Here is a 25,338-nt window from a genome sequence, read left to right on the forward strand (position 1 = left end):
TTAAAATGATTTGAATTCCTGCATCAAAATAACAAAGAATGATTTAATTTTAGGCATGGAAGTGGATTTTTTACTTATTGGTCAGGGATTAGCAGGTACGGTTTTATCCCATCGGCTTATTCAAAAAGGTTTTAGTGTTCACCTGATAGATGATGGAGATCCTAATAGCAGTTCTAAAATAGCTGCTGGATTGTATAATCCAGTGACGGGGAGGAATTTGGTGAAAACCTGGCAAGCTGATGTTCTTTTTAAAGAAATAGAAGGGTTTTATCACGAAATGGAGGTTTTACTTCACAAGAAGTTCGTACATCCAGTAGGGATTTACCGCCCCTTTGTTTCTTACCAAGAACAAAATGAATGGGTGGCCAAAAGTGCCGATCCTCAGTTCAATGCTTATATTGATCAGGTTTTTTCCCAACCACGAAATCAAGGTGTAAAGGATCCGTTTGGAGGGTTACTGCTCAAATCTACTGGCTATATTGACACCCGGGAATTGGTCCATGGCTATGGAGAGTGGCTCAAAGAACGAAACCTGCTTACGACCAGTGTGATGTCCGAAAAAGATTTGGTGCAAACTAAGGATGGTCATTGGCAATTGATGGACATTATTGCCAAGAAGATTGTGTTTGCTAATGGAATCCAAGCGAGGAACAATTCTTTTTTCGACTGGATACCTTTCATTCCAGTGAAAGGGGAAATACTTACAGTTAAACAGGATTTCTATTCTTCTGAGATAATAAATAGAGGGGTGTTTAGAATTGATATGGGCAAGGGAATTGGAAAGGTTGGTTCTACCTATAACAATTCAGAAATCGATTTATGTCCAACGGATGCAGGAAAAATGGAAATTATTGATAAATTAGGACAGTTAATTGAGCGAGAAGTGATCTCAATTATTGACCATCAGGTAGGAATAAGGCCTGGCATAAGGGATAGAATTCCGGTACTTGGAAAACATCCGAGCAAGGAAAACGTTTACTTGTTTGGTGGTTTTGGAGCGAAGGGAGTATCGTTAATGCCTCATTTAAGTAAACAGATGGTAAAACTTCTGGTTTGCGATGAGGAACCTCATAAAGAAGTGAACATAAATAGATTTTTTAAGTATATTTAAAACATTGGCTAATAATTCTAAGGCACGTAAATGAGACTTAAATATTTATTATTAATATGGATCCTTACCTCTTGCTTCACTAGCGGGGAGCTAATGGCGCAATTCAATAAGGAGAAATTTGGAAAGAACAGGGTTCAGCATAAAGATAAAGAATGGTATTTTTTCACCTCCAATAACTTTGAGGTGTACTATTATGATGGGGGGCAAACAAACGCCAGAAGGGCCATAGATTTCTTAGAAAGTGAATTTGATAACTTAACCCAGTCCATAGGGTATGTAGCATATACCAAACCCAAGATTTTTATTTACAATTCCAAGCAGGAATTACTTGAAAGTAATTTAAATCTCAACACCAATAATTTTACTGTTGATGGGCAAACTTTCTTTAGTAAACTCCTTGCTGAAGCGGCTTATTCAGGATCCTGGGAGTCCTTCAAAAAAGAATTATTATACAAAACATCTAAAATAATCATAGAGGAGATGCTATATGGGTCGAGCATTTCTGATGCTTTCCAATCCAACCTTGTGAATAACTTTCCAGATTGGTTTATAGATGGAGCGGCCAAATACCTGGCTTTTGGATGGAGTCGAGAAATGGATGATTTTGTTCGTCACTATCTGCGGGACAATGAAAACCCAAAATTATTCAAGCTTCAAGATGAGGAAGCTGGTTTGGTGGGGCAATCCATCTGGAACTATGTCGTTGAGAAATATGGCAGAAGGTATGTTTCCAGTATTTTAAACTTAAGTAGAATTAATCGAAATGAAGGGACAAGCATAGCAAATACCCTCGGACGACGCTTTAAAGATTTTACCACAGAGTGGAGAAAATTTTACATCGATATCAACACTGGAGTATTTGAGAACTTTAAAGATATCAATGAGGAAAATGTGATTAATATTACTCCCAAAAACCGATTTGGTGAGATCACAGACATTAGCTTTAGTCCTGATGGGAAGAACCTTGCCTATGTTGAGAATGTGGAAGGGAAATTTAAAGTAAAAATCAGGGAGGTATCCTCGGGCAGAGAAAGGGTGATATACAAAGGAGGTTATGCTTCTTATGAGCAGGAGGCAGATTACAGTACGCCTACTATTGCGTGGAGGGATACCCTTAATTTAGTAATAGGTACATTCAAAAGAGGTGTAACCACCCTAAGAATGAGAGCGATCGATGGCAGTAGTCAAGATAAAATATTTTTAAGAAACATCACACAGATTTTAGATCTCGATTTTTCTCCCAATGGGGGTACCATGATTTTATCTGCGATAATCAATGGTAAAACAGATGTTTACACCCTAAATATGAGAGGACAGGGGAAAAGAATTACCAATGATGTATTCGACAACAGAACACCAATATACCTGAATGATTCTACGATAATTTATGCTTCAAATAAGGTAGATCTTGCGGATAGCCTGTTGAATGGTGTTATAGACGTTCATAATTTCCCTGATTACTATAATTTATTTCAATTAAACCTGGGGGATACCATTACAGAAACCAGATTAACGAATGTGAATCATATTAACCTGCATCCCAAAAAACTTAACAATGCCACTATTTTATTCCTTAGCGAGCAGAGTGGGATCACCAATTTAATGCGACTAGCTCTTGGGAGTAGTGTTTCCAGCCAGGTTTCTGCATTTAATAAAAGTCTTGAATCCTTTGATTATGACTTGGAAAATAACAAATGGGCCTATTCCGTAAAAGACGGTAGTCGGAGTAAACTGGTTTTGGAAAACTTTCCTAATATGGATCAGTTTACCCCAAGCACTCCCCGAATCCAATTGGAACAAGCCAAACTTGTAAACGAAAGGATTTCTAACAGAAGAATACAAAGACAGGAAGAAGAAATATCAGCTGGAAATTCGGGTGAGTCTCCAGTGCTCGATACGGAAACCGATAATCAAGATGTACTACTAACACCGGCAGATACCAGCGTATCGGGTGTAGACCTGGAAGAGCTTTTATCAGGAGGTGAATCTAAAATACTTGCAGACACTAATTTGCCTGACAGGGCAGGAGCTTCTTTGGACAGCATCCCTCCCAAAAATAAGCCAATAACGGCCGCTATAAATGTGGACAGGCTAAGGTTTGAAACAGAGGGTGGTCTTGATACGGACAATTACTCCTTTGATACCATACCAAATCTTTATGGACAAGAATCTTCTAGGCCATTAGAGGATGCTTCAGGTCTTGCAGACCGAAGGAGCAATATATTGGATGCGTTCAGGAAACAAAACATGGTAAAACGAGTACAGGGTCCAAAAGACTATGTACCACAATTTATTACAAGCAGTCTCAATACCTCTTTCGTTGTGGATCCATTGAGAGGATTTGGATTGAATCTTAGTGGTCAGATGACTGATCTGCTAGACAATCACGCTATTAAAGGCGGCGTTTTAACCGCTTTGGATTTTCGATCTGGTAGTGACCTTTATTTTGAATACGAATATAGAAAATACAAGTTGGACATAAGCGGTCGATTTGATCGCCGTTCAATTTTAAGAAATGAAGGTGACCTTACCTTTCAAAAATACATCCTTAGCAAAACTGAAATTGGTGTTTCGTATCCATTATCTACTGGAGCAAGGGTGAGTTTAGCCCCTTTTATCGCCAAAACTCAATATTTTAATCTAAACCCAGATTCAATTATAAGAGGTGGCAATGGACCTCAAAATCGGTTGGATGTGAATTATGCAGGTGGGAGAGCAGAGGTGGTCATAGACAAAACCAGGCTTTTGGGATTGTATATGGAACAGGGGTTTAAAGGTAAAATAGGCATGCTTCACTATCAAGGGCTTAACCGAAGTGAAAGGTCTTTTAGCAATGTTTATCTTGATTTCAGAAATTATCAGAAAATCCACAAAAACATTACTCTGGCCACTAGATTATATGCTGGCAGTTACTTCGGTCGCAATCCTCAAAAATATTTGGTTGGAGGAATGCAGAACTGGTTGTTTAATAAATTTTACCAACCACCGACCAATAGACCAGAAGTTTCCCCTATTAGAAATGATCAAGGAGTGGAAAATTCCAATTTGCTCTTTGCTGAGTTTGTGGATTTACGTGGTTTTGATTATGATGAAATCAGGGGTAATAATGTAATAACCTTTAGCACAGAATTGAGAATTCCATTATTTTCTTACCTTTCTCGAGGGAATATAACTTCTAATTTCATTCGAAATTTTCAATTGGTAGGGTTTTATGATACGGGGTCTTCTTGGTCTGATTCCGCACCTTGGGAGCGCGTAAATGATCAAAACACCGAGGTAATCAATACGGAGGGTTCGCCATTTGTCATAACACTCAACAATTTCAATAACCCCTGGCTACAAAGTTATGGGGCAGGGTTAAGAACTGTATTGTTAAATTATTATGTGAAGTTTGATGCAGCAAGACCAATAAGAAATTATACGGTTGAGAAAACGAGATTTTATGTAACTTTGGGTTATAATTTTTAGATACAAAATCTTTTGAAATGATAAAATCAATGACAGGCTTTGGCCTGGCAGTATATGAGGACTCCGACTATACGATTCAAATAGAAGTAAAGACCCTTAATTCTAAGTTTTTAGACCTTAATTACAGGGCCCCAAAGCAATTTTCAGAAAAGGAGACAGAAGTAAAAAGTATAGTTTCTGGTATTTTAGAAAGAGGGAAAGTTAATGTTTCTATTGATTTCAGTGCCAAAAAAGAAGATGACCTTCCAATAGTAATACAAGAGGAGCTCTTCCAAAGGTATTATGAAAAATATGCGGGCATGGCCGAAATGGTAAAAGGTTCGACAATAGATGTTTTTAAATTGGCGCTACAGTCTCCAGGAGTCAGCACTATTAATATAGAGAAGTCTGATTATAATGAAGCCTGGAAAATTATTTTGCCGGTTTTAGAAGAAGCGTTAAAAGACTGCGATCAATTTAGAATCAATGAAGGTGCTGTGTTGATGGAGAAATTTCAGGAGAGCTTGTCTATTATTACGGAAAGCCTGGAAAGCATTAAAACATTGGTTCCCGTCCGTAAGAACAGACTTATTGAGAAAATAAGGGGTAATTTTTCGGAATGGGTGAAGGAACAGGACTTCGATAAAAACCGATTTGAGCAAGAGCTCATTTATTATTTTGAGAAGTTAGACATTACCGAAGAGGTGGTCAGGTTAGAAGCCCATTTGAAGCTTTTTGCTGATGTCTTACTGTCAAATAAGTCTGAAGGTAAGAAAATGGGTTTTGTCAGCCAGGAAATGGGTCGAGAGATCAATACCATAGGGTCAAAGGCCAATGATTCTTCCATTCAACATCATGTCATCAATATGAAAGATGAATTGGAGAAAATCAAAGAACAAGCACTGAATATCATTTAATCCAAATTATTCAATAGCAGTTTCTGAAATTTCTCAAGAAGTGATTTCATGAGGCAATTAGAAGCTTTCTTGTGCTTTCATAGTTTGGTGTTGAACTAGTCAAAAAACCACTTAATGATGGCCTTCTTTTTCTTTGTATAAGGAGCATATTTGATATTCCCTTCAAACCAAAAGGGTTTATCTAATATGCTTTTGTAGTGAGTGAAGGTATCAAATCCTGCTTTTCCGTGATAACTCCCCATGCCGCTTGAGCCTATTCCTCCAAATGGAAGGTTACTGTTGGATAGGTGCATTATACTGTCATTTACAGCCCCACCACCAAAAGAGAGTTCATTCAATAATTTATTAATGGTTTGTCTGTTTTTCGAATATATATAACAGGAAAGCGGTTTTGGCCTTTCCTTCACGGTCCGTATTGTTTCTTCAAGGTTAGAGAAGGTTATAACAGGGAGGATAGGTCCAAAAATTTCATCTTTCATAACTTCGTCCTCGAAGGATACATTTTGAAGAATTGTAGGGCTTATAAACCTTTTGTCTCTATTTAAATTGCCTCCAAAATAAACCTGACCTGTTTCAATCAATTTACTGAGGCGCTCAAAATTTTTGGTGTCTATTATTCTTAAATAATTTTCCTCAATATCTGCCTTGTTTTGATAGTGAGTTTCAATTTCATTTTTCAAGGCTTCTAGAAAAGACTCCTCTATGGATTGATCTACTAAAATATAGTCTGGGGCAATGCAGGTTTGGCCCGCATTTAAGAACTTTGCCCAGACGATTCGTTTAGCCGTCATTTTGATATCCGTGTCAGCAAGGACGAATGTTGGACTTTTCCCTCCCAGCTCTAGTGTGATAGGCGTTAAATGTTTTGCTGCGGCTTGATAAATTATCCTTCCGACAGGAATACTACCAGTAAAAAATATTTTATCAAAGGGATGCTCTAGAAGCTCGGTGGTTTCTTTTACACCACCTTCTATGACATGAAAATAGCTGCTTGGTAAATTATCATTGATAATTTTTGCCATTACTTGAGAAGTTCTGGAAGGAAGTTCGCTTGGTTTTAGGATAACCGTATTTCCAGCCGCAAGTGATGTGATGGCGGGCAGAAGCGAAAGTTGATAGGGATAATTCCAGGCGCCAATCACCAATGTAACTCCCATTGGTTCTGGAATAATGTAACTTTTTGCAGGGAAATTGGCCATTCCGGTGGCTACCTTTTTTCGTTTACTCCACTTTTTTGCGTTTTTTATAAAAATATTGATCTCGTGATAAAGAAATGATAATTCAGAAGCATAAGTTTCAAATTCAGATTTCCCAAAATCTTCATAAATTGCCTTATAAAGTAAACCTTCATTTTCTTTTAGAATGCCTTTAATATTTTTTAATTGTTCTATCCTAAAGCTTACACTTTTAGTTTTATTTGAATTGAAAAAGTCGTTTTGTTGTGCAAAAAGGTCTCTAATTTCCATTTCTATGTGATTTTACTTATTTTACTAATTCACATTTATCAGCTTTCAAATTCTTGAAAAATAAGTGTTTTACTCACCATTGCGCCTTAAATCACTTCATTAGAAAATTATTTGAGCACTGACTTTTACAGCAAATGGTTTGGTTGCCGGGTCATCCAGATAGGTCATTCTGTGAAAAAAGTCCACCCTGAAAAACTTGAAAATATTTTCCACACCATACCCCAATTCTAAATAAGGTTTTGTGGTATCAAGGTATCCAAAAGGTTGTAATGCATAACCTTCAGGGTCCATTACGGGCGCATGAGACCTATTGGCTTCACTTACTGAACCAAAAAGCACATTGGCATTGGCAACAGCCCTCCATTTTAATTTCCTTATCAAAGGAATTTTATTCAATAGGAACCCTTCAAAAAAGTGTCTGTAACGAATACTAAAGTATTGATCGGATGCAAATTCGTTGAAATTCATCGTATTGAATGCCGCTGAAGTATAAAATAGCGTTTCATTTCCCAAGTGGTTTTCCAATATTGGGTAGGGCACTTCACCAAAGACTTTCCCTGCTTCTGCCTCATATCTGGAAATGCCTAACATGCCCATGTTTAGTTTTTGTGTGATGGAAAGGTTTAGCTTGGAATAATTGTATTCACCTTTAAGCCACTTAAAGCCCTGAGAATAATTAAGTGAGAAAATTGGCCATCGGGAAGGTCCTAAAGAAATCCTTTCATTGTCATTAATGAGAAAGGTCTCGTCTCTTCCATAACGTATGCCTACTTTAGCTTCCGTAGTTCTAAATTCCGTTTTAAGTTCGGAATCTCCTTCATCTCTATGGTAGAAATTGTATAGAGGGTCAAAATGGTTTGACTTCAGGCCGCCAGATAAGATTAAACCTTTTACCAATTCCCTTTTAAGGTCCAAGCGATGGTTGGTAGAAATAAAAGGTTTTCGTAGTGTGCCAAACCTGCTCGCTGAGAGGAAAATGCTATTTCCCACTAAATTTTCCATTTCCAGTCCTACTTGGTCAATTTCTTTTTGGGTAGAGAGCTTGATAGTTGTCCACCTGTCCCTGTCCAGAATTCTAGTAATTCCTCCTTCATATTTCCAGCGTTGGTCTAGGAAACCATAAGCGGCATAACCACTAAGGGTCCATTTATTACTGAATTTTGAATTGGTGCGTAAGCCAGCTCCCAGCCTTATGCCTTCTACATTATTGTAATTGAAAAATCCTGGCCATGGTCCAAGGTCAAACTTGCCAATAGGTAAATAACTAGTGGCAAGAAATTTTAAGCCCTCTGAATAAAACCGAATCACAGGGATTTTTTTTAGGGTATCCACCATCTGCAGTACTGCAAGTTCTTCGCTACTAAGTGGGTCTTTTCTGTTTTTGTTCCAAAATTCATCTCCTCCAATATCAAAATCAGGTTTTAAAACAACTGCCTGATTGAAAAAGGAAGTAGGTTTAGGTGCCCCAGTACTAACACTGTCAACTGTAGTATAAAATTTCGCCAATAAACCCGCCGTCTTTGGCGTTATTTGCCCTATTTTTACTTGCACACGTGTTTTTGAAGGAATAAGTGCACCTTTTTGGGTAGGTGATAATTCCTGATGGATCTTAATTCTTTCGATAAAGTTAAGATTGGCCTCCTTTGGTATCGTTAGATCCACTTGTTTTAAAGCATAGGTGTCTTTATTGATCCAAATGGTACCGGTAAAGGCCAAATCTTGCTCTCTTAGAGGATAGACCTGTAAGACATAAACGGAATCTTCACCGATTTTAACAGAATCGAGTAGGTCATAGTCATAAAATCCACGCCATCCATCTGCGATTGGGGAGACAAATTCTTTCTCTAGAATAACCAGCCAGTTTCTATAAAAGTTATATTCCTGAAAGGCGGAACCTGTGATTTGAGAAGCAGTGGACCCATCTGTAATTCCTACACCCGTAACTCTAGATTTTTCCACCACCTCTTTTTTTAGTTCAGGGTTGTTTCTAAAGTAAAACGAAGAGAGTGTTTCAGAGAAAAAGACTGGCAAAATCTTTTCGCCCTCATCATTTGTCAATTGCTTAATGGAATCTAAAACAGCTGTTACTTTTTTAACAGCTTTTCTTTTTGTGAAGGCTTCAGAAACATGGTCTATGTCAATTTCTATCTTGGTATAGTTTTTTGTTTCATAGGCCTCTAGATTCCTCTTGTCAAATTGCTTTTTCTTGTCGACCGCTCTTCTAATTATTTCGAATGCTGGATTCTCTCCTGCCTCAAAAACAAATGCTTCCATTTGAATATCGGAAGGGCGTAGTTGAAAATTAAGGGTGAGCTCATCTCCGGTACCTATGGCTTTTGTTTGGGGTAAATACCCTATATACGAAACCTCTAGGCTATCTGCGCTAATGTTGCTGTTAATTAGGAAATTACCTTCGAAATCAGTAGAATTTCCAATAGTTGTACCCTGTAACAATACTGAAGCAAAAGGGATGGGGTCACCAGTTTCAGCATCAGTGACTTTTCCATTTATTACCACCTGTCCATAAGTCGATAGGGATAGTAAAATAGAAAGGATTAAAAGTAATGATTTTGTTTTCAATTTTCAGTAGTTAATTATTTTCTTTGGCCAAAAGTAATTTGCCATAGGTTGTTAATCGAAATTAGTAGGCAAAAGTTCTATTTGGAAGAATATAATTGTTAAATAATAATATTCTTTTAAACAATAATGAAGCCATTCTAGGATTTAACTAAAGGCTATTCACAAGGTTTCGAACTTAAACATTATTTAATGAGAGAGTTAATTGTCGGAAATTGATTGTAAAAGCGGAGGGGATTTTGGTGAGATTCCTCGTCAGGGTGTTTTCGGATGTTTTAATAATAAGTTGAGTTCGAGATTAAATCAAATTAAAACGAACTAAACCGTAACTGTAAACCTTTATAAAAACGATTTTTTTGGAGAAAAATGTTACACCTAGGTTAATAAAGCAGGAAAAATTTTAACAGGCCTGGCCTGTGTGCCAAAGTTATTTGGCTTACTCAGATGGGGATTTGTCTGGATTGTTGCCTTTTAGTAACAATCCAGACGAAATAAATGCTTTAAATTTATTGTTTTATGTAATCATAGGTTGAATAATGGAAAGGCTATTGCTGACCTATAAAAAAAAGTGATTTCATCTGACAGTGGGTTGTCGGATGCATACTTCGGGTATTTTATACCAAGTCAAAGGCAAAGCCATATTGGATTAAATCCCAGGTTTCATTGGTTTCCAATATTTCTTTAATCCGTTTTTTATGGGAGTTTACGGTATTCGTACCAATAAATAACCTGTCGCCAATTTCCTCCGCTTTCAGACAGCGTCCCATAAGTGAAAGAACTTCTTTGTTCCTGTCTGTTAGCTGCGAAAACTTTTTTTGATTTTTCTTACGGAAAGTCACCTCTTGAGCTATCCTTTTTGTTTTCGGAATAGCCCAGGACTGAAAACCTAGTGGAAGGATTTGGGTAAAGGAATACTGAGTGTTTCCATTGCTATCAGGTAGAAAATGGTATACGATGATTAGCTCTACTTCTTGGTTTTCCTGATGCTGGTCATATCGGATATACAGCTCTTTTGTGGAGATGTCGTTGCTACAAGAATTAGTCCTTTCAAGGAGGCAGGTGTTGGAGCCTTTTGGATTGAAGATTAGTTTCCTGTATTCATGAATAGGAAGGTGGCTAAAAAACTTTTCTGTTAGTCCGTATTTTTTCAAGCCAAGATTGCAGATAAATAAATTCTGAATAGGCTGAGTGCTTTGGACAATTTTGATGCCCGGTATCCACTCTCCTGCAACTTTTAGCGCATTTATCTTTGTTTTGATAAATTCCTGTTCATTTGATAATATTGGTTCCATGGTACATAGTCTTTAAGTGGTTGACTACTAATTATGGAAGACAATAAAGGAAGTGTTTTGAAGGGTTAGAAATCTTGTTCGTGAACGTGGCTAGGTAATTCTTGAAGCTTTTATTTTTGGGAGTGAGGGATGACAAGTAGGGAATGGAATTTGGCTAATTTGTGTGTGAAAATAAATTTCAAATGGGATTCGTGTCAAGGTTTTGTAATTCTCACTTTATTTTGTTCGCCCCCCTTTCTATTCCTCCCAGCTAATATTTTTAAATACTCCTCCAGTTACCACCACCGTTCGGTTCTCGTCCGGGTCGACTGCGGTAAATTCAAAGGTCCCCGAAATTCTTTTGGCCTCATGGTCTATGGCAGTTACGAACAACTCAATCTCCCCAAATTCATCGGTAAGTGCAGAATAGGCAACTTCTTCATTTAATAAGACCATACTGGAAGTTCCTGCCCCCGAGTAGGTATCGAAGCTGGGCTCCGTATCAGTTCCTCGCCACTCAAAAACAGTTCCAGCCTTCAAGGAGGCAAAGTCCGGCCCTATCAATACAAGTCCTATGTCTACGGCAGCCGCATTCTCCCAGGTTAAATCCACCCCACCAAAAAACAATACAAACCCACTCTGATTTGTATAGATAACAAGTCCAGCCTCAATCTGATCAAAACCCGATGAATTTTCCGGTGTTTTGATTGCTTTAAAGGCCTTTCCGTCTATAGTGGCGGTTATTTCCTGATTAATAGGGGTTTCTGTCGGGGTGGTTTCACAGCCTGCTAAGATTAAAATCATGGATAGGTAACTAAGAAAGCGTTTCATACAGTTTAAAATTTAAGATTATACGACTTTTACTCATTTTGTCCTGCAAGCCATAGGCAGACAGTTCAAAAATAGAAGGTCATTCTCCAATTTAGCTCACCATTAATGGTGGTTTTTTTTAACTCTCCGTCTTTCATAAGAACACCTTACTTTTAGTAGAATTGAAATTGAAAGACCATCTCTTCTGATTTCACTTTTTAGATCCCATAATTTCTAATTTAAGCGGGATACGCTCTCTACTTTTATTATAAGTAATAGCTATGACCTATTTGAGAGGGTAGGATTAAGCCATTATTCATTACTGTGTCTTCCAGCTGAAATAAAATTACCTGTGGTTTTTGCAGAAAACCACCATTGTTGGTGGTTGAAAACGCATCGTGAAAATTTACCTTGGTTATTAGAATTGAAGTAAAAAGCTAATCTGTATTGACATGAGAAATGTATGTATTATTACCCTGATAGGTATTTGTTTTTCAATAGGTAATTCCTGTGTCAGCAAAAAACCTACAGTAGTAGAAAAAGTGGATGCAAAGAGAGGAGCCATTTTGGTGGAGCCTCAATGGAAAGTGAAAAAGAACGGCATATGGCTTATTGCTCCACTATTGGGGCTTGCAGCAGGTGGTGCATATGGGTGCACTACTGATGTGTTTGAAGGGCTTGAAAACCAAGAACAAAATGCCGCGGCCTATGGAGGGGCAGGTTTATTGAGTGGGCTTTTGATCGCAGGAGCGATCAGCAAAAATACAATGAAAGGAAAAAATGTACCTTTAAAAATAAAGGATCAGAACCAATGGGTACGTAAATACAACCGGGTAGGAAACGAAAACTATCACTTGTTAAATGCTAGAGATGATGGGAGGCTTCTGCTGGCACCAGAAAAATTGGCGAAAGATTTAAGTAAGGTAAAAAAAGAGTACGATTCCATGATTTTAAAAATGGAATCCAATGAATCAATGGACTGGGAAGAATTGCTTTCTTATCGTGATTTTATGAGAAATGATTATTTTTATTTCTACCCGGAAGAAAAAAAACCATTTGGCGACCTTGTTCTCAGTAGAGAAAAGAATGCAGCTTTTGCGATGCTTCATGAAAAAATGGAACAAATCGTTCAACAACCACTCAATAAGGTACACGTAGACCAAATTGCAGCTTTCTCTAACAATCATAGGGAACTATATAGTAAAATCTCCTCTGACCAAAAAGAAAAACTTAAAAAGATGGGGGATGCTTATGTGTCCTCTGTCTTTGCCTCAGCATTTGAGGGGATAAGGGAGAAGGAGCTTAACAATATAGCAATGGATGATTTTACTTCCTTGGTTAAGGTAGAATTACTCTACAAAATGATTGTTAAGGATGCAGGGGAGTTTGTTAGGTTACCTATAGTTGGCGGTATGCTTTTGTACATGAAAAAATTGAAAACTAAAATTGTAGAGAATAATGAAAATGAGATAGGACAATATTTCAGGTCTATAAAGGATAGAAATCAATTAATTGAGAAAAGAGTATTTTATTTATCTAACCTGGAAAGTCAAGCCGCTGTACAAAGATTGGAAAGCCTTACTTCCAGATTGGAACAGAATCTAATTGCTGAAGAAAAAAGAAAAGAAGAAGCGTTAGTGCGGATGGCAAGATAGCAGGCGCAAAAGAAGATCGATGACATGATGCGGGAAACTACTGCTTCTGGAGAGCCTACAGAGGCCCAAATGAGATTTGCGATGCAAAGTCAGGTTGATTTGAAAAACAAAAAAATAAAACAAATAGGAAATACAAAACTGGACGAACAGCATCCAATGAACCTGCCCATAGTCTTGGGAGGAATGTTTTTAAAGGGCTCTGAGGTAGTCTTGGAATATTTTCGAAAAATCACCTGTGAAAAGTCTGCCAGCCGGGGAGGATTTGTATGCGACTATTCAATCAAAAAAAATATAAAAGGAGGAGTGTCAGGAAAAATGATAACCTCCATGATGGGGCAAATTGGTGCCGGAATGGCTGATATAGAAACGGGACGATTTGTTAAAACCGATGAGGGATGGATGTTGGTAGAAATTATGGAATAGATCAATGTGCAAAATGGTGTTTTAAAAAAGTCAGTATTTCACCCAATATATTAAGCGATTCCGAACCTGTCTGAATTTTGCGTTTCAAGTACGTTTATCAATTTTTTCGGTAAAATTTATTAAAATAAAAACTGTTTATATGGTTAGAATTGGTTTTGATGCCCACCGTTATGGCACTTCTTAATTGTTTAATATAAACGGAATAGCTGATTTCCGTGCCAAGATTTAGTCATTTTGTTTACAAGTTTAAGGATTGAGAGAAAAATCATGTTTTAATGGTATATTTTGTGTTATTTTGTGGTCATTTTGTAAACTTAACACCCTGGAAATGAAAAATGATTCACTTTCCTTCAAGGTTTATTCAGAACTAAGAAGGAAGATATTGTCCAATCATCTGGTTTCAGGCATCCGCTTGAAAGAAGATTATTGGGCAACCCATCTAAATGTAAATAGGATGGCCGTAAGAGAAGCATTGAATCGTTTGCTTGGAGAAAATCTGGTGGTTTTCGGAAAGAAGGGAGGTTTTTTTGTTAAAAGTCTTACGCCTGAAGATGTTAAAGAGATTCGTGAGGTAAGGGAAATTATCGAGTTGGGCGCTTTACGGTTGGTTTTTCAAAAACAGAACCAAAATGACATCACCATCCTTGAGGAAATTTGCGATGATTTTACAACAATGTTTAAGCGTGAGTATTTTGAAGGGGCCTGTGAAGCAGATGTTAGGTTTCATGAGAAAATGATTGAGCTTTCTGGGAATGAAAAGCTGAAGCAAATCTACCAATTGAGTAATATTCCACTTTTTCACCAAAAACTTGGGCATACACAGGTGCACATGAGTGATTATGAACATACCGATGAAGAGCACCGAGCTATTGTGAATGCACTTAAAAACAAAGACTTGGCAAAAGCGGAGGAAAAGCTAAAAAAACATCTTTTAAGAGGAGAAATGGCGTCTTTTAATCTGGAATTGTAGATGCCATTTCTGATTTTTTTATAGGCAAACAAGTTAGAATTTTAGCTCGATATCCTATCGTAACGAGAATTGGACGGTAAAAAAACCTCTTCACTGCTTTTGTTGGTCTTATTCTATCCCCCAGTTTCCAAACCTATATTTTTTTTTTAGCCTGGATTCAGAGCCTTGAAAAACTAACGTTTATTCGTTAGTTCGGTGCTGTATGCTGTGAAGTGAAGCAATGTTGTCACTATAATGATTCTGTTATTTTTCTAGGTGAAGTGTTTTTACTACTGTTTAATGTAATCCACTAGACATCTTAGTCTTTTTAGTGGGCATTCCAAGACTTATATGAGCAATATTATCTTTCGAAGCTACTCAAGAGCTGAATGGACATCCTATTTATAGGCCGAGGTTTAATTAGTCTTGTACGTTTTTTTTTTTTTTGACCGCCAAAGTACAATTACTAGTTTAAAAAATTTATAGAGGGTTGTTCATTTTTATGTTTACATAATTATTGCCTTTTCCATTCCTTTTTAACTGTGCTATGCAGGGGAGGAGTGTTGTTTCTACAATTCTAATGGTATAAACTGCTGTTATTAATGTGGTTGAAAACTATTCCATGAATTTTCTTAATTTTTATAAGTAGGTTAGATTACAAAATTAATTTTTGAATACTATTTTTAAATGTAAACAAAAATATATATGTTTGGTAAACAAAATTTGCATTTAAATGAAAAGTTTTACTTGAGAAACCTTACCTAACTCTAATGAAAAATCTACTTCAACCACTTATCAATTATTGCAAGCTTTTGCTATATCTGGCTATTTTAGCGTCAGGTATAGCACCGGGCTTGGTGAATGCCCAAAGCAGTTTTACGGTTAAGGGCACGGTACATTCTGCATCAGATGCTCAGCCAATTCCTGGCGTAACCATTCTTTTGAAAAACACCTCAGTTGGTACAGTTACGGATATTAATGGTGAGTACAGCCTACAAGTTTCTGGTGAAGGCAGTTTGGTATTTTCCTTTATTGGATATGAGCCTGTAGAAGAGCTTATCAGCGGTCGATCAATTATTAATGTTAGCCTCCAAGATGGTGCTACTTCGCTTGATGAAGTTGTGGTCACAGGATACACGACCCAGCAAAAGAAAGATATCATTGGAGCCGTATCTGTGGTGGATACAGATGCCTTGAAGTCGATTCCTTCTGGATCGGCTGCTCAGGCCTTGCAAGGGCAGGCTTCGGGGGTGAATGTAATTAGTTCAGGGTCACCCGGGTCCACAAGCAATATTTTTATCAGGGGAGTGAGTTCATTTGGTGATTCTCAACCTTTGGTAATTGTAGATGGGGTTCAGGCAGATTTAAATAACGTAAGTTCAAATGATGTGGAGTCTATTCAGGTGTTGAAAGATGCAGGCGCAGCAGCCATTTATGGTGTGCGGGGCTCCAATGGAGTAATAATAGTAACGACGAAAAAAGGTAAATCTGGAGCGCCTCAGTTTTCCTTTGATACTTTTTACAGCATGCAAATGCCTTTGAGTGGAAACCCTTTCAATATTGTGCGCAACCCAGAGGAATTTGCTGAAATGGCTTTAATTGCAGATCCAAACAATGCCCTTTACAGAGACGGAATACCAGATTACATGTATGCTGGACCTAGTGGTTCGGGAATTGCCATGGCTGGTGATCCAGCTGTAGATCCTTCAAAATACAATTTTGATCCCTTGAATCCTGGGAACAATTACCTGATTCAAAAAGTGAACAAAACGGGTACCGACTGGTTTCATGAGCTTTTTAAACCAGCCCCTATGGCTGAGCAAAACCTAAGTGTAAGTGGGGGTACAGACAAAAGCAAATACATGGTTTCTCTTGGATATCTTAACCAACAAGGAACCGTAGTTGAAACCTATTTAAAAAGGTATTCTGCCAGGATCAATACTTCTTTTAATTTTGGTGAGAATTTTACCATTGGGCAAAACCTAAATCTTTTCTATAGAGAAAATCCAAGCTTTAATACACAAAGTCAATTTGGGGGCATTTCCAATTTGTACAAAATGATGCCAATTGTTCCAACCCATGATATCCAGGGGAATTATGGAGGTACGAGAGCTGGGATAAATTTAGGGAGTAATTCAAATCCAGTGGCCAATAGAGAAAGGGCTGCGGATAACCAAGACAGGTCCTGGAATATTGTAGGAAATGTCTTTGCTGAATTGAGGTTCCTGAAAGATTTTTCTGCCAGGACCAGTCTTGCCACAGTGGTGAACAATAGTTACAATAATTCCTTTTCTTTTGCTCAATATGAAAATGTGGAGGGCTTCCTGAATCCAAATTCATTCAGTGAAAGCTCCTCTTTTTCCAATCGATTGATGTGGACCAATACGGTGAACTATGCCAAGGATTTTAAAGGCCATACTTTCAACGTGTTGCTAGGTACAGAATCAATTACCAACACCGGCAGGTCTGTTGGAGGATCACGACAAAATTACTATTCTACCGATGTAGACTATAGAACACTAAGTACCGGTACTTCCAATATCTTAAACTACAGTAGCTTTTATGAAGACGCCTTGTTTTCCCTATTTAGTAGATTAGATTATTCCTATGATGACAAATATCTATTTGGCGTTACCGTAAGAAGGGACGGTTCATCCAGGTTTGGATCCCAAAGCAGGTATGGTGTTTTTCCTTCCTTTTCATTGGGATGGAGAATCTCTGAAGAGTCTTTTATGCAAGATATCACTTGGCTGAATGACTTGAAATTCAGAGGGAGCTATGGTATCCTGGGGTCTCAAAATAATATCAATCCTGAAAACCAATTTGACCTTTTTGGGGGCTCTATAAGTAATGCTTATTACGATATAAGGGGGACTAGTAACAGTGCCGTTCAGGGTTTTTTTCAAACGAGAAGTGGCAATACCAGAACCAGTTGGGAAAGGAATATTGTAACCAATGCTGGGTTTGATGCTTCAATTCTAAATTATAAAATTGATTTATCCGTCGAATACTATAAAAAGTCAATTGATGGGCTATTGTTTGTGCAGCCTACCCTTGCGACAGCAGGTGGAGCTACCCCACCTACAGTAAATATTGGGGACATTCAAAATTCAGGGGTAGATTTTTCCATTACCTATAAAGGCAATTTCATGAATGAGATGGAATATTCCCTTGGAGGTAATATTACGGCCTACGACAATAAGATCGTGAATATACCAGAACCTGGATATTTTAATACGGCTTCTCACCAGCAACTGGGTAGCATGGTTAGGAACCAGGTAGGGCAACCTGTCAGTTCTTTTTTCGGGTATGATGTGATAGGATTATTTAACTCCGAAGAGGAGGTTAACAATGCACCTGCACAAAGTGGTGCTGAACCGGGAAGGTTTAGGTACAGGGATGTGAACAAAGATGGTGAGATTACACCTGATGACAGGACCTTTATCGGTAACCCAAACCCTGACTTTACTTATGGGATTAATTTATCTTTGTCCTATAAAGGGTTTGATTTCTCCACCATCCTTTATGGATCACAGGGGAATGAAGCAGTAAATACTGTTCCTGCTTACACGCATTTCTTTGGCACCTATGTTGGCGTCAAAAGCAATGTGCTGAAGGATGCATGGACACCGGAGAATACCAATACATCGGTTCCTAAAATTGAAACTCAAAATAGCTTTAGTACAGCGGGAGTGTTTAATTCCTATTTTGTTGAGGATGCTTCTTACTTGAGGATGCGCACCCTTACCTTGGGATATACTTTTTCTCCATCACTTTTGGAAAGAATCAAGCTTACCAGACTGAGGGTGTATACCCAGGCCTTGAATTTATTTACCATAACTGGATATACAGGTTTGGATCCTGAATTGTCGGGAAGTAGTTCCAGTTTCGGAATAGATTTGGCCAACTATCCCAACAATCAAAGGAGCTTTCTCCTTGGGTTGAACCTTTCCTTTTAATTATAATAAACACCTGATTAAACTTTCATAATCATGAAGCATTTAATAAAATCAAAAAGTATCATTGTAATGATGATTTTACTTACAGGGAGTTTTGGTTGTAACGAAGAATTTCTGGATGTTAAACCCAAAGGGACACTTTCATCTTCCAATTTGGCAACTGAGGCAGGGGTAAATGGCGTATTGATTGGTGCGTATTCACTGTTGAATAATGGGGGTACCTCTGGAGGGAGTTGGCCCTCAGGGAGATGGATATTTGGAGGAGTGACCTCTGATGATGCGCATACAGGAACCGAGGCAGGAGCCCTGCAACCGGTTCCCCAATACGAAAGTTATACCGCTACGGCAGCTACTCCAGGGTTCAATGACCGCTGGAAAGTATTGTACTCAAGTGTGCAACGTTCCAATGACGTATTGCGGCTTTTAGAACTAGTAATGGAGAATGGTGGAATGTCCCAAGACAAAGCCTTACAGGTAGAGGCTGAAGCAAGATTCTTAAGGGGGCTTTATCATCTTGAAGCTTCTCTGATGTGGAGGAATATCCCATTTATTGACGAGAGTGTTAGTTTTTCAAATGGAAACTTTAATTTACCTAATTCAGGACCTGTATGGCCTTCTATTGAAGCAGATTTTCAATTTGCTGCAGAAAATTTAAACGAAGTCAAAAGTGATGTTGGGAGAGCCAATAAATGGGCAGCCAAAGCTTTTCTGGTTAAGGCACATATGTTTCAGCACAAGTACACAGAGGCAAAGCCAATATTGGATGATATTATAGCCAATGGCGTGACTTCAAATGGATTGAAGTACGATTTGAATAAGCATTATTTCGATAATTTTAAACCTTCAACCAAACATGGGCCTGAGCAGGTTTTTGCTATAATGCATTCCGTTAATGATGGAGGAAATGGTGCGAATGGAAATACTGCTGGAGGGGAAGGGCATTCAGGACCTTATGGTGGTCCATTCCCTAGCTATGGTTTTTATCAACCTTCATTTTCGCTTGTAAATTCTTATAAGACCGATCCTGAAACTGGTTTACCGTTGATAGATAGTTTCAATGATTTCGATATCAATAATGACCTGGGTATACCTTCTTCAGAACCATTTTCTCCTTATGAAGGCACCTTAGATGCACGGCTGGATTGGATTGTAGGTCGCAGGGGAATCCCTTTTCTTGATTGGGGAGTTAATCCAGGCATGTCCTGGGTAAGGCAGCAAAGTGTAGGTGGGCCTTATTTGCATATGAAAAATGCCAACCCCCAGGCTGAACCAGAAGCACGACAAGGGAATAGTAGTGCAAATTCCTATAACTTGATTCGGTTTGCAGATGTGCTTTTATGGGCAGCAGAGGTGGAAGTGGAAGTTGGAAATCTTGAGCTAGCAGAAGCGTATGTCAATAGGGTAAGGGCAAGAGCTGCGGATCCTGAAAGTTGGGTGAAAAAATACAAAGACAATAATGCGCCTATGGCAGGAACCACAGATGAGCCTGCGGCCAATTATAAAGTAGGACTGTACAATGGGCAATTTTCTACCAATGGAAAAGATTTCGCCAGAGAAGCGGTGAGGTTTGAAAGAAAATTAGAAATGGCCATGGAACACCACCGATTCTTTGATCTCCAGAGGTATGACAATGGTACCGGCTATATGGCAGAAAAGTTGAACACTTATATTCAACATGAAACCAGTATACCTGATTACAATTTTTATTACATGCAGGGAGCTTCTTTCACAAAGGGTAAAAATGAAATATATCCTATCCCACAGGCACAAATTGACCTTAGTGAAACCAATGATGGGCCGACGTTAATTCAAAATCCAAACTATTAAACGGAGTTTGTAGCCATTGGAAAGTATCCAATTGTCTGTTTAGGTATTAATCAATCTTATAAAATCATTCTCAAATTTTATTATAACTATGAAACCAAATTCATTATCAGGAAAGCATCGTAGGAGTTTTTTGAAAACAGCAGGAATATTGGGAGCCTCCTTAGTGGTGAGCCCAAGGTTTGCCTTTGCTGGCCCACCTAAGAGTGATCGAAAACTAAGAATGGCAGTGGTAGGTGGAAGATTTGGCGCCAGTTTTTTCTTCCATGAGCATCCCAATTGTGTAGTGGAGGCGGTAAGTGATTTAAGAAAAGACAGGAGAGAAAGACTAATGGAAGTTTACAATTGCTCCAAAAGTTACGATTCCCTGGAGTTACTATTAAAAGATCCAAAGGTAGAAGCGGTCTTTATTGCCACTCCAGCCCCAGATCATGCAGAACATGTTCTAGCCTGTTTGAATGCAGGCAAGCATGTGCTTTGTGCAGTACCTGCTGCCTGGTCTATAGAAGATTGTGAAAGGCTTAGGAACACGGTAAATAAAACCGGATTGACCTATATGATGGCCGAGACCAGTGCTTTTCACCAGGTGGTCATCTCTGCACAGAAATTCTATAAAGAAGGTAAGTTTGGAAATATATTCAGGGTAGAGGCGGATTATCACCACCCAGGCCTGGAGGTACTTTTCTTTGAAGATGGAAAACCTACCTGGAGACATGGTATGCCACCAATGATGTATCCTACGCACTGTACGGCCTATCATATTTCTGTTACCGGGGAACGATTTACTGATGTGAGTTGCATTGGTTGGGGAGACGACAGTGAAGCTTTAAAAGGTAATCCCTATAACAATCCCTTCTGGAATGAAACAGCCCTTTTCAAAACCAATAAGGGCAATGCGAGCAGGATGTCAGTGTGTTGGAAAGGTGCATTGATGGGAACTGAAAGGGGAGAATGGCATGGCGATAAAATGAGTTTGTATGCCAGAGATCCTCATGGCCTGGATGAAGTGAAGATAAATGCTTCTGAAGAACTTGGAAGAGATGATGCAGGGTTTTTGTTTAAAAGGGCAGAGAAAGAAGATTACCATCAGCCAGATTGGTGGGATACGGATGCCCTGCCTAAACCATTGAGACACAATAGTGGACACGATGGTTCACATACTTTTATTACCCATGAATTTGTGGAAGCAGTAATAAACGAACGAGAACCTTTGGTTAATATTCATGAAGCATTGGCCTATACTGCTCCTGGTCTTATTGCCCATCAGTCGGCATTAAGGGGAGGAGAAAGCATGAAAATTCCAACATTTGACGTATAATTGACACTCTTAGTGGGTGTATATAAAAATAATTCAATTTATTACTATGAATAATTGGCCAAAATCAAAAGCATTACTTAATAAAAATGAGAAATGGATACCTGGTGGGGTTGTTTCTTTAAATCGAAAATCAGACCCAAATATTGCCTTTTCCAAGGGTAAAGGCAGTAGGATCTGGGATGTTGATGGGAATGAATACATCGATTATCAAGCGGGCTTTGCTTCAGCCTTTCTGGGACACAATGATCCAGATGTCAATGGAGCAGTAAAGAAATCCATGGAAGACCAAGAGGTGTTGATGGGGGCTGGACCTACTACCCACGAAGGGGAATTGGCAGCCTTGTTTTGTGCCTGCGTGCCTACTGTGGAAAGCATACAAGTGACTTGTACCGGTTCAGAAGCTACCTACCATGCCATTCGAATTTCAAGGGCAGTTACTGAAAAAGACCATGTCATCATCATTCAAGGCGGGTACAATGGCTGGCACAATGATGTTTCTGCAAATGTAATGAGTAGTCTTGACGATATAGGGCCTAGAGTTTCTCCAGGAGAGTATCCTTATGATTCTTTGTCAGCAGGAATTCCACAAAGCCACAAAGACCTGATTCACGTAGTCAATTTCAATGACCTGGAATCAATAGCTTATGTGGTGGACAAGTATCCTGTTGCCTGTATTATTCTCGAACCGATTTTACAAAATATTGGAATCGTAAAACCAAAAGAGGCTTACCTGAAGGATTTGCGTAAAATGGCAGATGAAAAAGGCTTTCTGCTGGTTTTTGATGAAGTGAAAACAGGTTTTCGCCATGCTTTAGGTGGTTACCAGAGTATTTGTGGAGTTACTCCAGATCTGAGTTCTTTTGGTAAAGCTGTGGCCAATGGCTACCCCATAGGAGTGATCGGTGGCAAGAAAAAATACATGGATTATTTTAATCACCCAGAAAAGGGTAAGAGGGTTTTAATTGCCGGAACTTTCAATGCCCACCCTTTCACAGATGCAGCAGCCATTGCCACGCTGAGAAAGTTGTCTTCTCCCGAAAGTGCTGTATATGATCATCTGGAAGCCATGGGAGCATTGTTGGAAAATGGATTAACGGACATCTTTAGTCGATATGACAAGCCCTTCAAGGTGGCACGTATAAAATCTGCCTATTGTGTTTACTTTATGGATCATGCACCTGTGGACTTTCATGACATTGTGTTAAATCATGACTTTGAATTGGATAAAGCCTATAGAAATGAACTTATCCATGAAGGAATTTATAATTTCCCTTTGCCAATCAAACAAGGCAGTATTTCGTATGCCCACACCGAAAAAGACATCACTGAAACGCTGGAAAAAACAGCGAAAGTAGTGAAAAAACTTATGAATAAAGGGGGCTGATTTCAGATCCCTTTTGATGAGTATTGAACAGGTTTTTTCTAAAATAACTATAATAATATGCTTGGTTCATTTAAAAACCATAGGGTAATCATAAGTGGTGCCCTTGGGGATATTGGTAAATCAATAGTAAAAGCATTTGTCGGGAAGGGAGCTGACGTGGCTTTAGGAGATGTGAAATCGATAGGTGAGGCAGAAGCCTTTTTAGCAAGCCTAAAAGCCATAAATCCTGAAGTGAACGTGCTTTATGATCAGGTAGATGTGCGAGATCCTGAGCAAGTTAAAAACTGGGTCGACCGGGCGTCAGGGGAGTTGGGACCATTGGATATAGTCATACCAAATGCTGCTACAGTTACCATAAAAGGAATCATGGATATCAGTCCTCAGGAATGGACAAATGAATTGAAAGTGAATCTTGACGGTGCATTTTACCTTTCCAGATTTGCCAGTGAAAAGTTGCTTCAGGACAAGTTGCCGGCAAGGGTAGTATTCGTCGGGAGCTGGGCTGGAGAAACAGTTCACCAAAACCTACCCACCTACAGTGTGTCCAAAGCAGCATTGAGAATGCTATCCAAATGCCTGGCATTGGAACTTGCGCCAAACAATATTCTGGTCAATGAAATTGCTCCAGGCTATGTGGATGCGGGTTTGAGTAAGCAGGTTTTAGACGGCAACGAATCAGCTAAGCTAAAGGCAACAGAAAAAGTACCTGTCAAAAGAATTATGCACCCGGATGAAGTAGCCAGTAGTGTACTCTGGTTATGTGATTTTGAAAATAAACACATGACCGGCAGTACCCTGCTTATGGATGGGGGATTGTCGCTATTGTCCTAAACTATTTCCAATATGACATCTGGTAATACGAAGAAAAAGCAATTAAATAGACCGTTTGAAGGAGAATTTGGAATAGGACAAAGGGATATTACACCTCCTGTTGGTATCAATAACAAAAACTGGGGGGCTGCTTCCCAGGCTACTTCTACAGGTGTCCATCAGCCATTATTGGTGACCTGTATAAGCATTGAGACGAAAAGTAACCCTACTCCTATGGTTTTTTTGTCAGCGGATCTTGGCTGGTGGAAAAACATGCAGGATGAAGGCTATGTTAGGAATTTTATCCTGGAAAACACAGGTATTGATGAAGCTTCTCTTTTGTTCTGTTTCTCTCATACCCATGCAGGACCCAACCTAAATAGGGGAGACAAAGACAAGCCGGGAGGAGAAATGATAGCTCCTTACCTGGATACCTTGAGGGAAACATGTACTGAATTAATTAAAGACTGCCTACGGAATAAAGTTTCGGGAATACTCACCTGGGAGTATGGTATATGCCAGCTGGCCAAAAACCGGGATTATTATGAGCCGGCGTGTAATCAATATTTTGTTGGCTATAATTCCAATAAACCTGCCGATGACACCTTGCTTGTAGGGAGAATTACGGATACTGGTGGAGGAATAATGGGCACAATCGTGAACTATGCTTGTCATCCTACAACCTTAGCTTGGGACAATCTTAAAATTTCTCCAGATTTCCCAGGTACTTTCAAAAAGGTAATGAAAGAAAATACTGGCGCTCCAAGTTTATTCATTCAGGGAGCCTCCGGAGACCTGGCTCCAGCAGAGCAATATTCAGGAAATGTGGCGCTTGCAGAAAAGCACGGCCGACAATTGGCATTCGCAGCCTTGGCTGTGCTCGAAAGTATGCCCCCTCCCGGCAAAGCGCTTTTTTTCAATAAAACTGTTGCCTCTGGTGCGCCGCTAGCCATCTGGGAACCTGAACAAATTTCTGCGAAAAGTAATGTTTCAGCTGAAATTATCGCTATTGAATTGCCATTAAAGCCATGGCCATCCGTCAGGGAACTTAGGCATTCAATCAATGAATGTGAGGATCCAGTGCTAAAGGAAAGGCTTATTCGGAAACTGGGCGTGAGAAGTTCAATTGGGGATGGGGCTAAGGTCACAGTCAAGGTTTGGTATTGGCAATTGGGAGATTGTCTGATCGTGGTGCAACCCAATGAAGCCTATGCTGTTTTTCAGCAGACCATTCGAAATAAATTCTCTCCGGCTCCTGTGATCGTAGGCAATATAGTCAATGGGCATATAGGGTATTTGCCACCTGAAGAGTTTTATGACAAGGACATGTATACAGTATGGCAAACGCCTTTTGAAGCAGGAGCTTATGAAGTTTTGGTTCAAGAGGTATTAAATAAAATGAACAGTAAATCCTGAT

At 39.0% G+C, this 25,338-nt stretch carries 16 protein-coding genes; 12 read left to right on the top strand and 4 right to left on the bottom strand.

What is annotated here, in order from left to right; all coding sequences use genetic code 11:
- Positions 1–10 precede the first annotated feature (10 nt).
- From AC0L7T_RS07970 to AC0L7T_RS07980, 3 genes are read left to right on the top strand one after another with little or no spacing between them, the layout of a single operon-like run.
- Positions 11–1,111 carry an NAD(P)/FAD-dependent oxidoreductase gene (locus tag AC0L7T_RS07970; RefSeq protein ID WP_473342013.1) on the top strand — a complete coding sequence of 367 codons (1,101 nt, stop codon included), beginning with the start codon at positions 11–13 and terminating at the stop codon, positions 1,109–1,111.
- A 30-nt stretch (positions 1,112–1,141) separates the two neighbouring features.
- Positions 1,142–4,579 (top strand): biopolymer transporter Tol, encoded by a 3,438-nt coding sequence (locus tag AC0L7T_RS07975; RefSeq protein WP_473342014.1) that lies wholly within the window; start codon positions 1,142–1,144, stop codon positions 4,577–4,579.
- Between the two features lie 17 nt (positions 4,580–4,596).
- Complete coding sequence (locus AC0L7T_RS07980) at positions 4,597–5,475, top strand: YicC/YloC family endoribonuclease (protein ID WP_473342015.1); 879 nt, start codon at positions 4,597–4,599, stop codon at positions 5,473–5,475.
- A 95-nt stretch (positions 5,476–5,570) separates the two neighbouring features.
- Here the strand turns inward: AC0L7T_RS07980 and AC0L7T_RS07985 are convergent, their stop codons facing one another.
- The 4 genes from AC0L7T_RS07985 to AC0L7T_RS08000 form a co-directional block, all read right to left on the bottom strand.
- Complete coding sequence (locus AC0L7T_RS07985) at positions 5,571–6,941, bottom strand: aldehyde dehydrogenase (RefSeq protein ID WP_473342016.1); 1,371 nt, start codon at positions 6,939–6,941, stop codon at positions 5,571–5,573.
- 99 nt (positions 6,942–7,040) lie between these two features.
- Positions 7,041–9,521: a DUF5686 and carboxypeptidase-like regulatory domain-containing protein gene (locus AC0L7T_RS07990; RefSeq protein WP_473342017.1), complete on the bottom strand. Its 2,481-nt coding sequence runs from the start codon at positions 9,519–9,521 to the stop codon at positions 7,041–7,043.
- 611 nt (positions 9,522–10,132) lie between these two features.
- A complete protein-coding gene (locus tag AC0L7T_RS07995) occupies positions 10,133–10,810 on the bottom strand; it encodes a helix-turn-helix domain-containing protein (protein WP_473342018.1) in 678 nt (225 codons plus the stop codon).
- Between the two features lie 237 nt (positions 10,811–11,047).
- Positions 11,048–11,620 (bottom strand): DUF6252 domain-containing protein, encoded by a 573-nt coding sequence (locus AC0L7T_RS08000; RefSeq protein ID WP_473342019.1) that lies wholly within the window; start codon positions 11,618–11,620, stop codon positions 11,048–11,050.
- Positions 11,621–12,051: 431 nt separating this feature from the next.
- Here AC0L7T_RS08000 and AC0L7T_RS08005 point away from each other — a divergent pair, with 431 nt between their 5' ends.
- The 9 genes from AC0L7T_RS08005 to AC0L7T_RS08045 all read left to right on the top strand — a co-directional run bounded on the left by AC0L7T_RS08005 (position 12,052) and on the right by AC0L7T_RS08045 (position 25,337).
- Positions 12,052–13,254: a hypothetical protein gene (locus AC0L7T_RS08005; RefSeq protein ID WP_473342020.1), complete on the top strand. Its 1,203-nt coding sequence runs from the start codon at positions 12,052–12,054 to the stop codon at positions 13,252–13,254.
- A gap of 24 nt (positions 13,255–13,278) precedes the next feature.
- Positions 13,279–13,677 (top strand): hypothetical protein, encoded by a 399-nt coding sequence (locus AC0L7T_RS08010; protein ID WP_473342021.1) that lies wholly within the window; start codon positions 13,279–13,281, stop codon positions 13,675–13,677.
- Positions 13,678–14,005: 328 nt separating this feature from the next.
- Positions 14,006–14,647 (top strand): GntR family transcriptional regulator, encoded by a 642-nt coding sequence (locus AC0L7T_RS08015; RefSeq protein ID WP_473342022.1) that lies wholly within the window; start codon positions 14,006–14,008, stop codon positions 14,645–14,647.
- 749 nt (positions 14,648–15,396) lie between these two features.
- The gene (locus AC0L7T_RS08020) at positions 15,397–18,585 is read left to right on the top strand and encodes a SusC/RagA family TonB-linked outer membrane protein (protein ID WP_473342023.1); all 3,189 of its coding nucleotides are present in this window, start codon (positions 15,397–15,399) and stop codon (positions 18,583–18,585) included.
- Between the two features lie 33 nt (positions 18,586–18,618).
- Positions 18,619–20,412, top strand: coding sequence for a RagB/SusD family nutrient uptake outer membrane protein (locus AC0L7T_RS08025; RefSeq protein ID WP_473342024.1), 1,794 nt, complete (start codon positions 18,619–18,621; stop codon positions 20,410–20,412).
- An 88-nt stretch (positions 20,413–20,500) separates the two neighbouring features.
- The gene (locus tag AC0L7T_RS08030) at positions 20,501–21,727 is read left to right on the top strand and encodes a Gfo/Idh/MocA family protein (RefSeq protein WP_473342025.1); all 1,227 of its coding nucleotides are present in this window, start codon (positions 20,501–20,503) and stop codon (positions 21,725–21,727) included.
- A 46-nt stretch (positions 21,728–21,773) separates the two neighbouring features.
- Positions 21,774–23,111, top strand: a complete 1,338-nt coding sequence (locus tag AC0L7T_RS08035; protein ID WP_473342026.1) for an aspartate aminotransferase family protein — start codon at positions 21,774–21,776, stop codon at positions 23,109–23,111.
- 57 nt (positions 23,112–23,168) lie between these two features.
- Positions 23,169–23,942 carry an SDR family NAD(P)-dependent oxidoreductase gene (locus AC0L7T_RS08040; protein ID WP_473342028.1) on the top strand — a complete coding sequence of 258 codons (774 nt, stop codon included), beginning with the start codon at positions 23,169–23,171 and terminating at the stop codon, positions 23,940–23,942.
- Between the two features lie 12 nt (positions 23,943–23,954).
- Positions 23,955–25,337, top strand: a complete 1,383-nt coding sequence (locus AC0L7T_RS08045; protein WP_473342029.1) for a hypothetical protein — start codon at positions 23,955–23,957, stop codon at positions 25,335–25,337.
- Position 25,338: the final 1 nt, after the last annotated feature.

Source organism: Cyclobacterium sp. 10D3-21 (assembly GCF_055809755.1).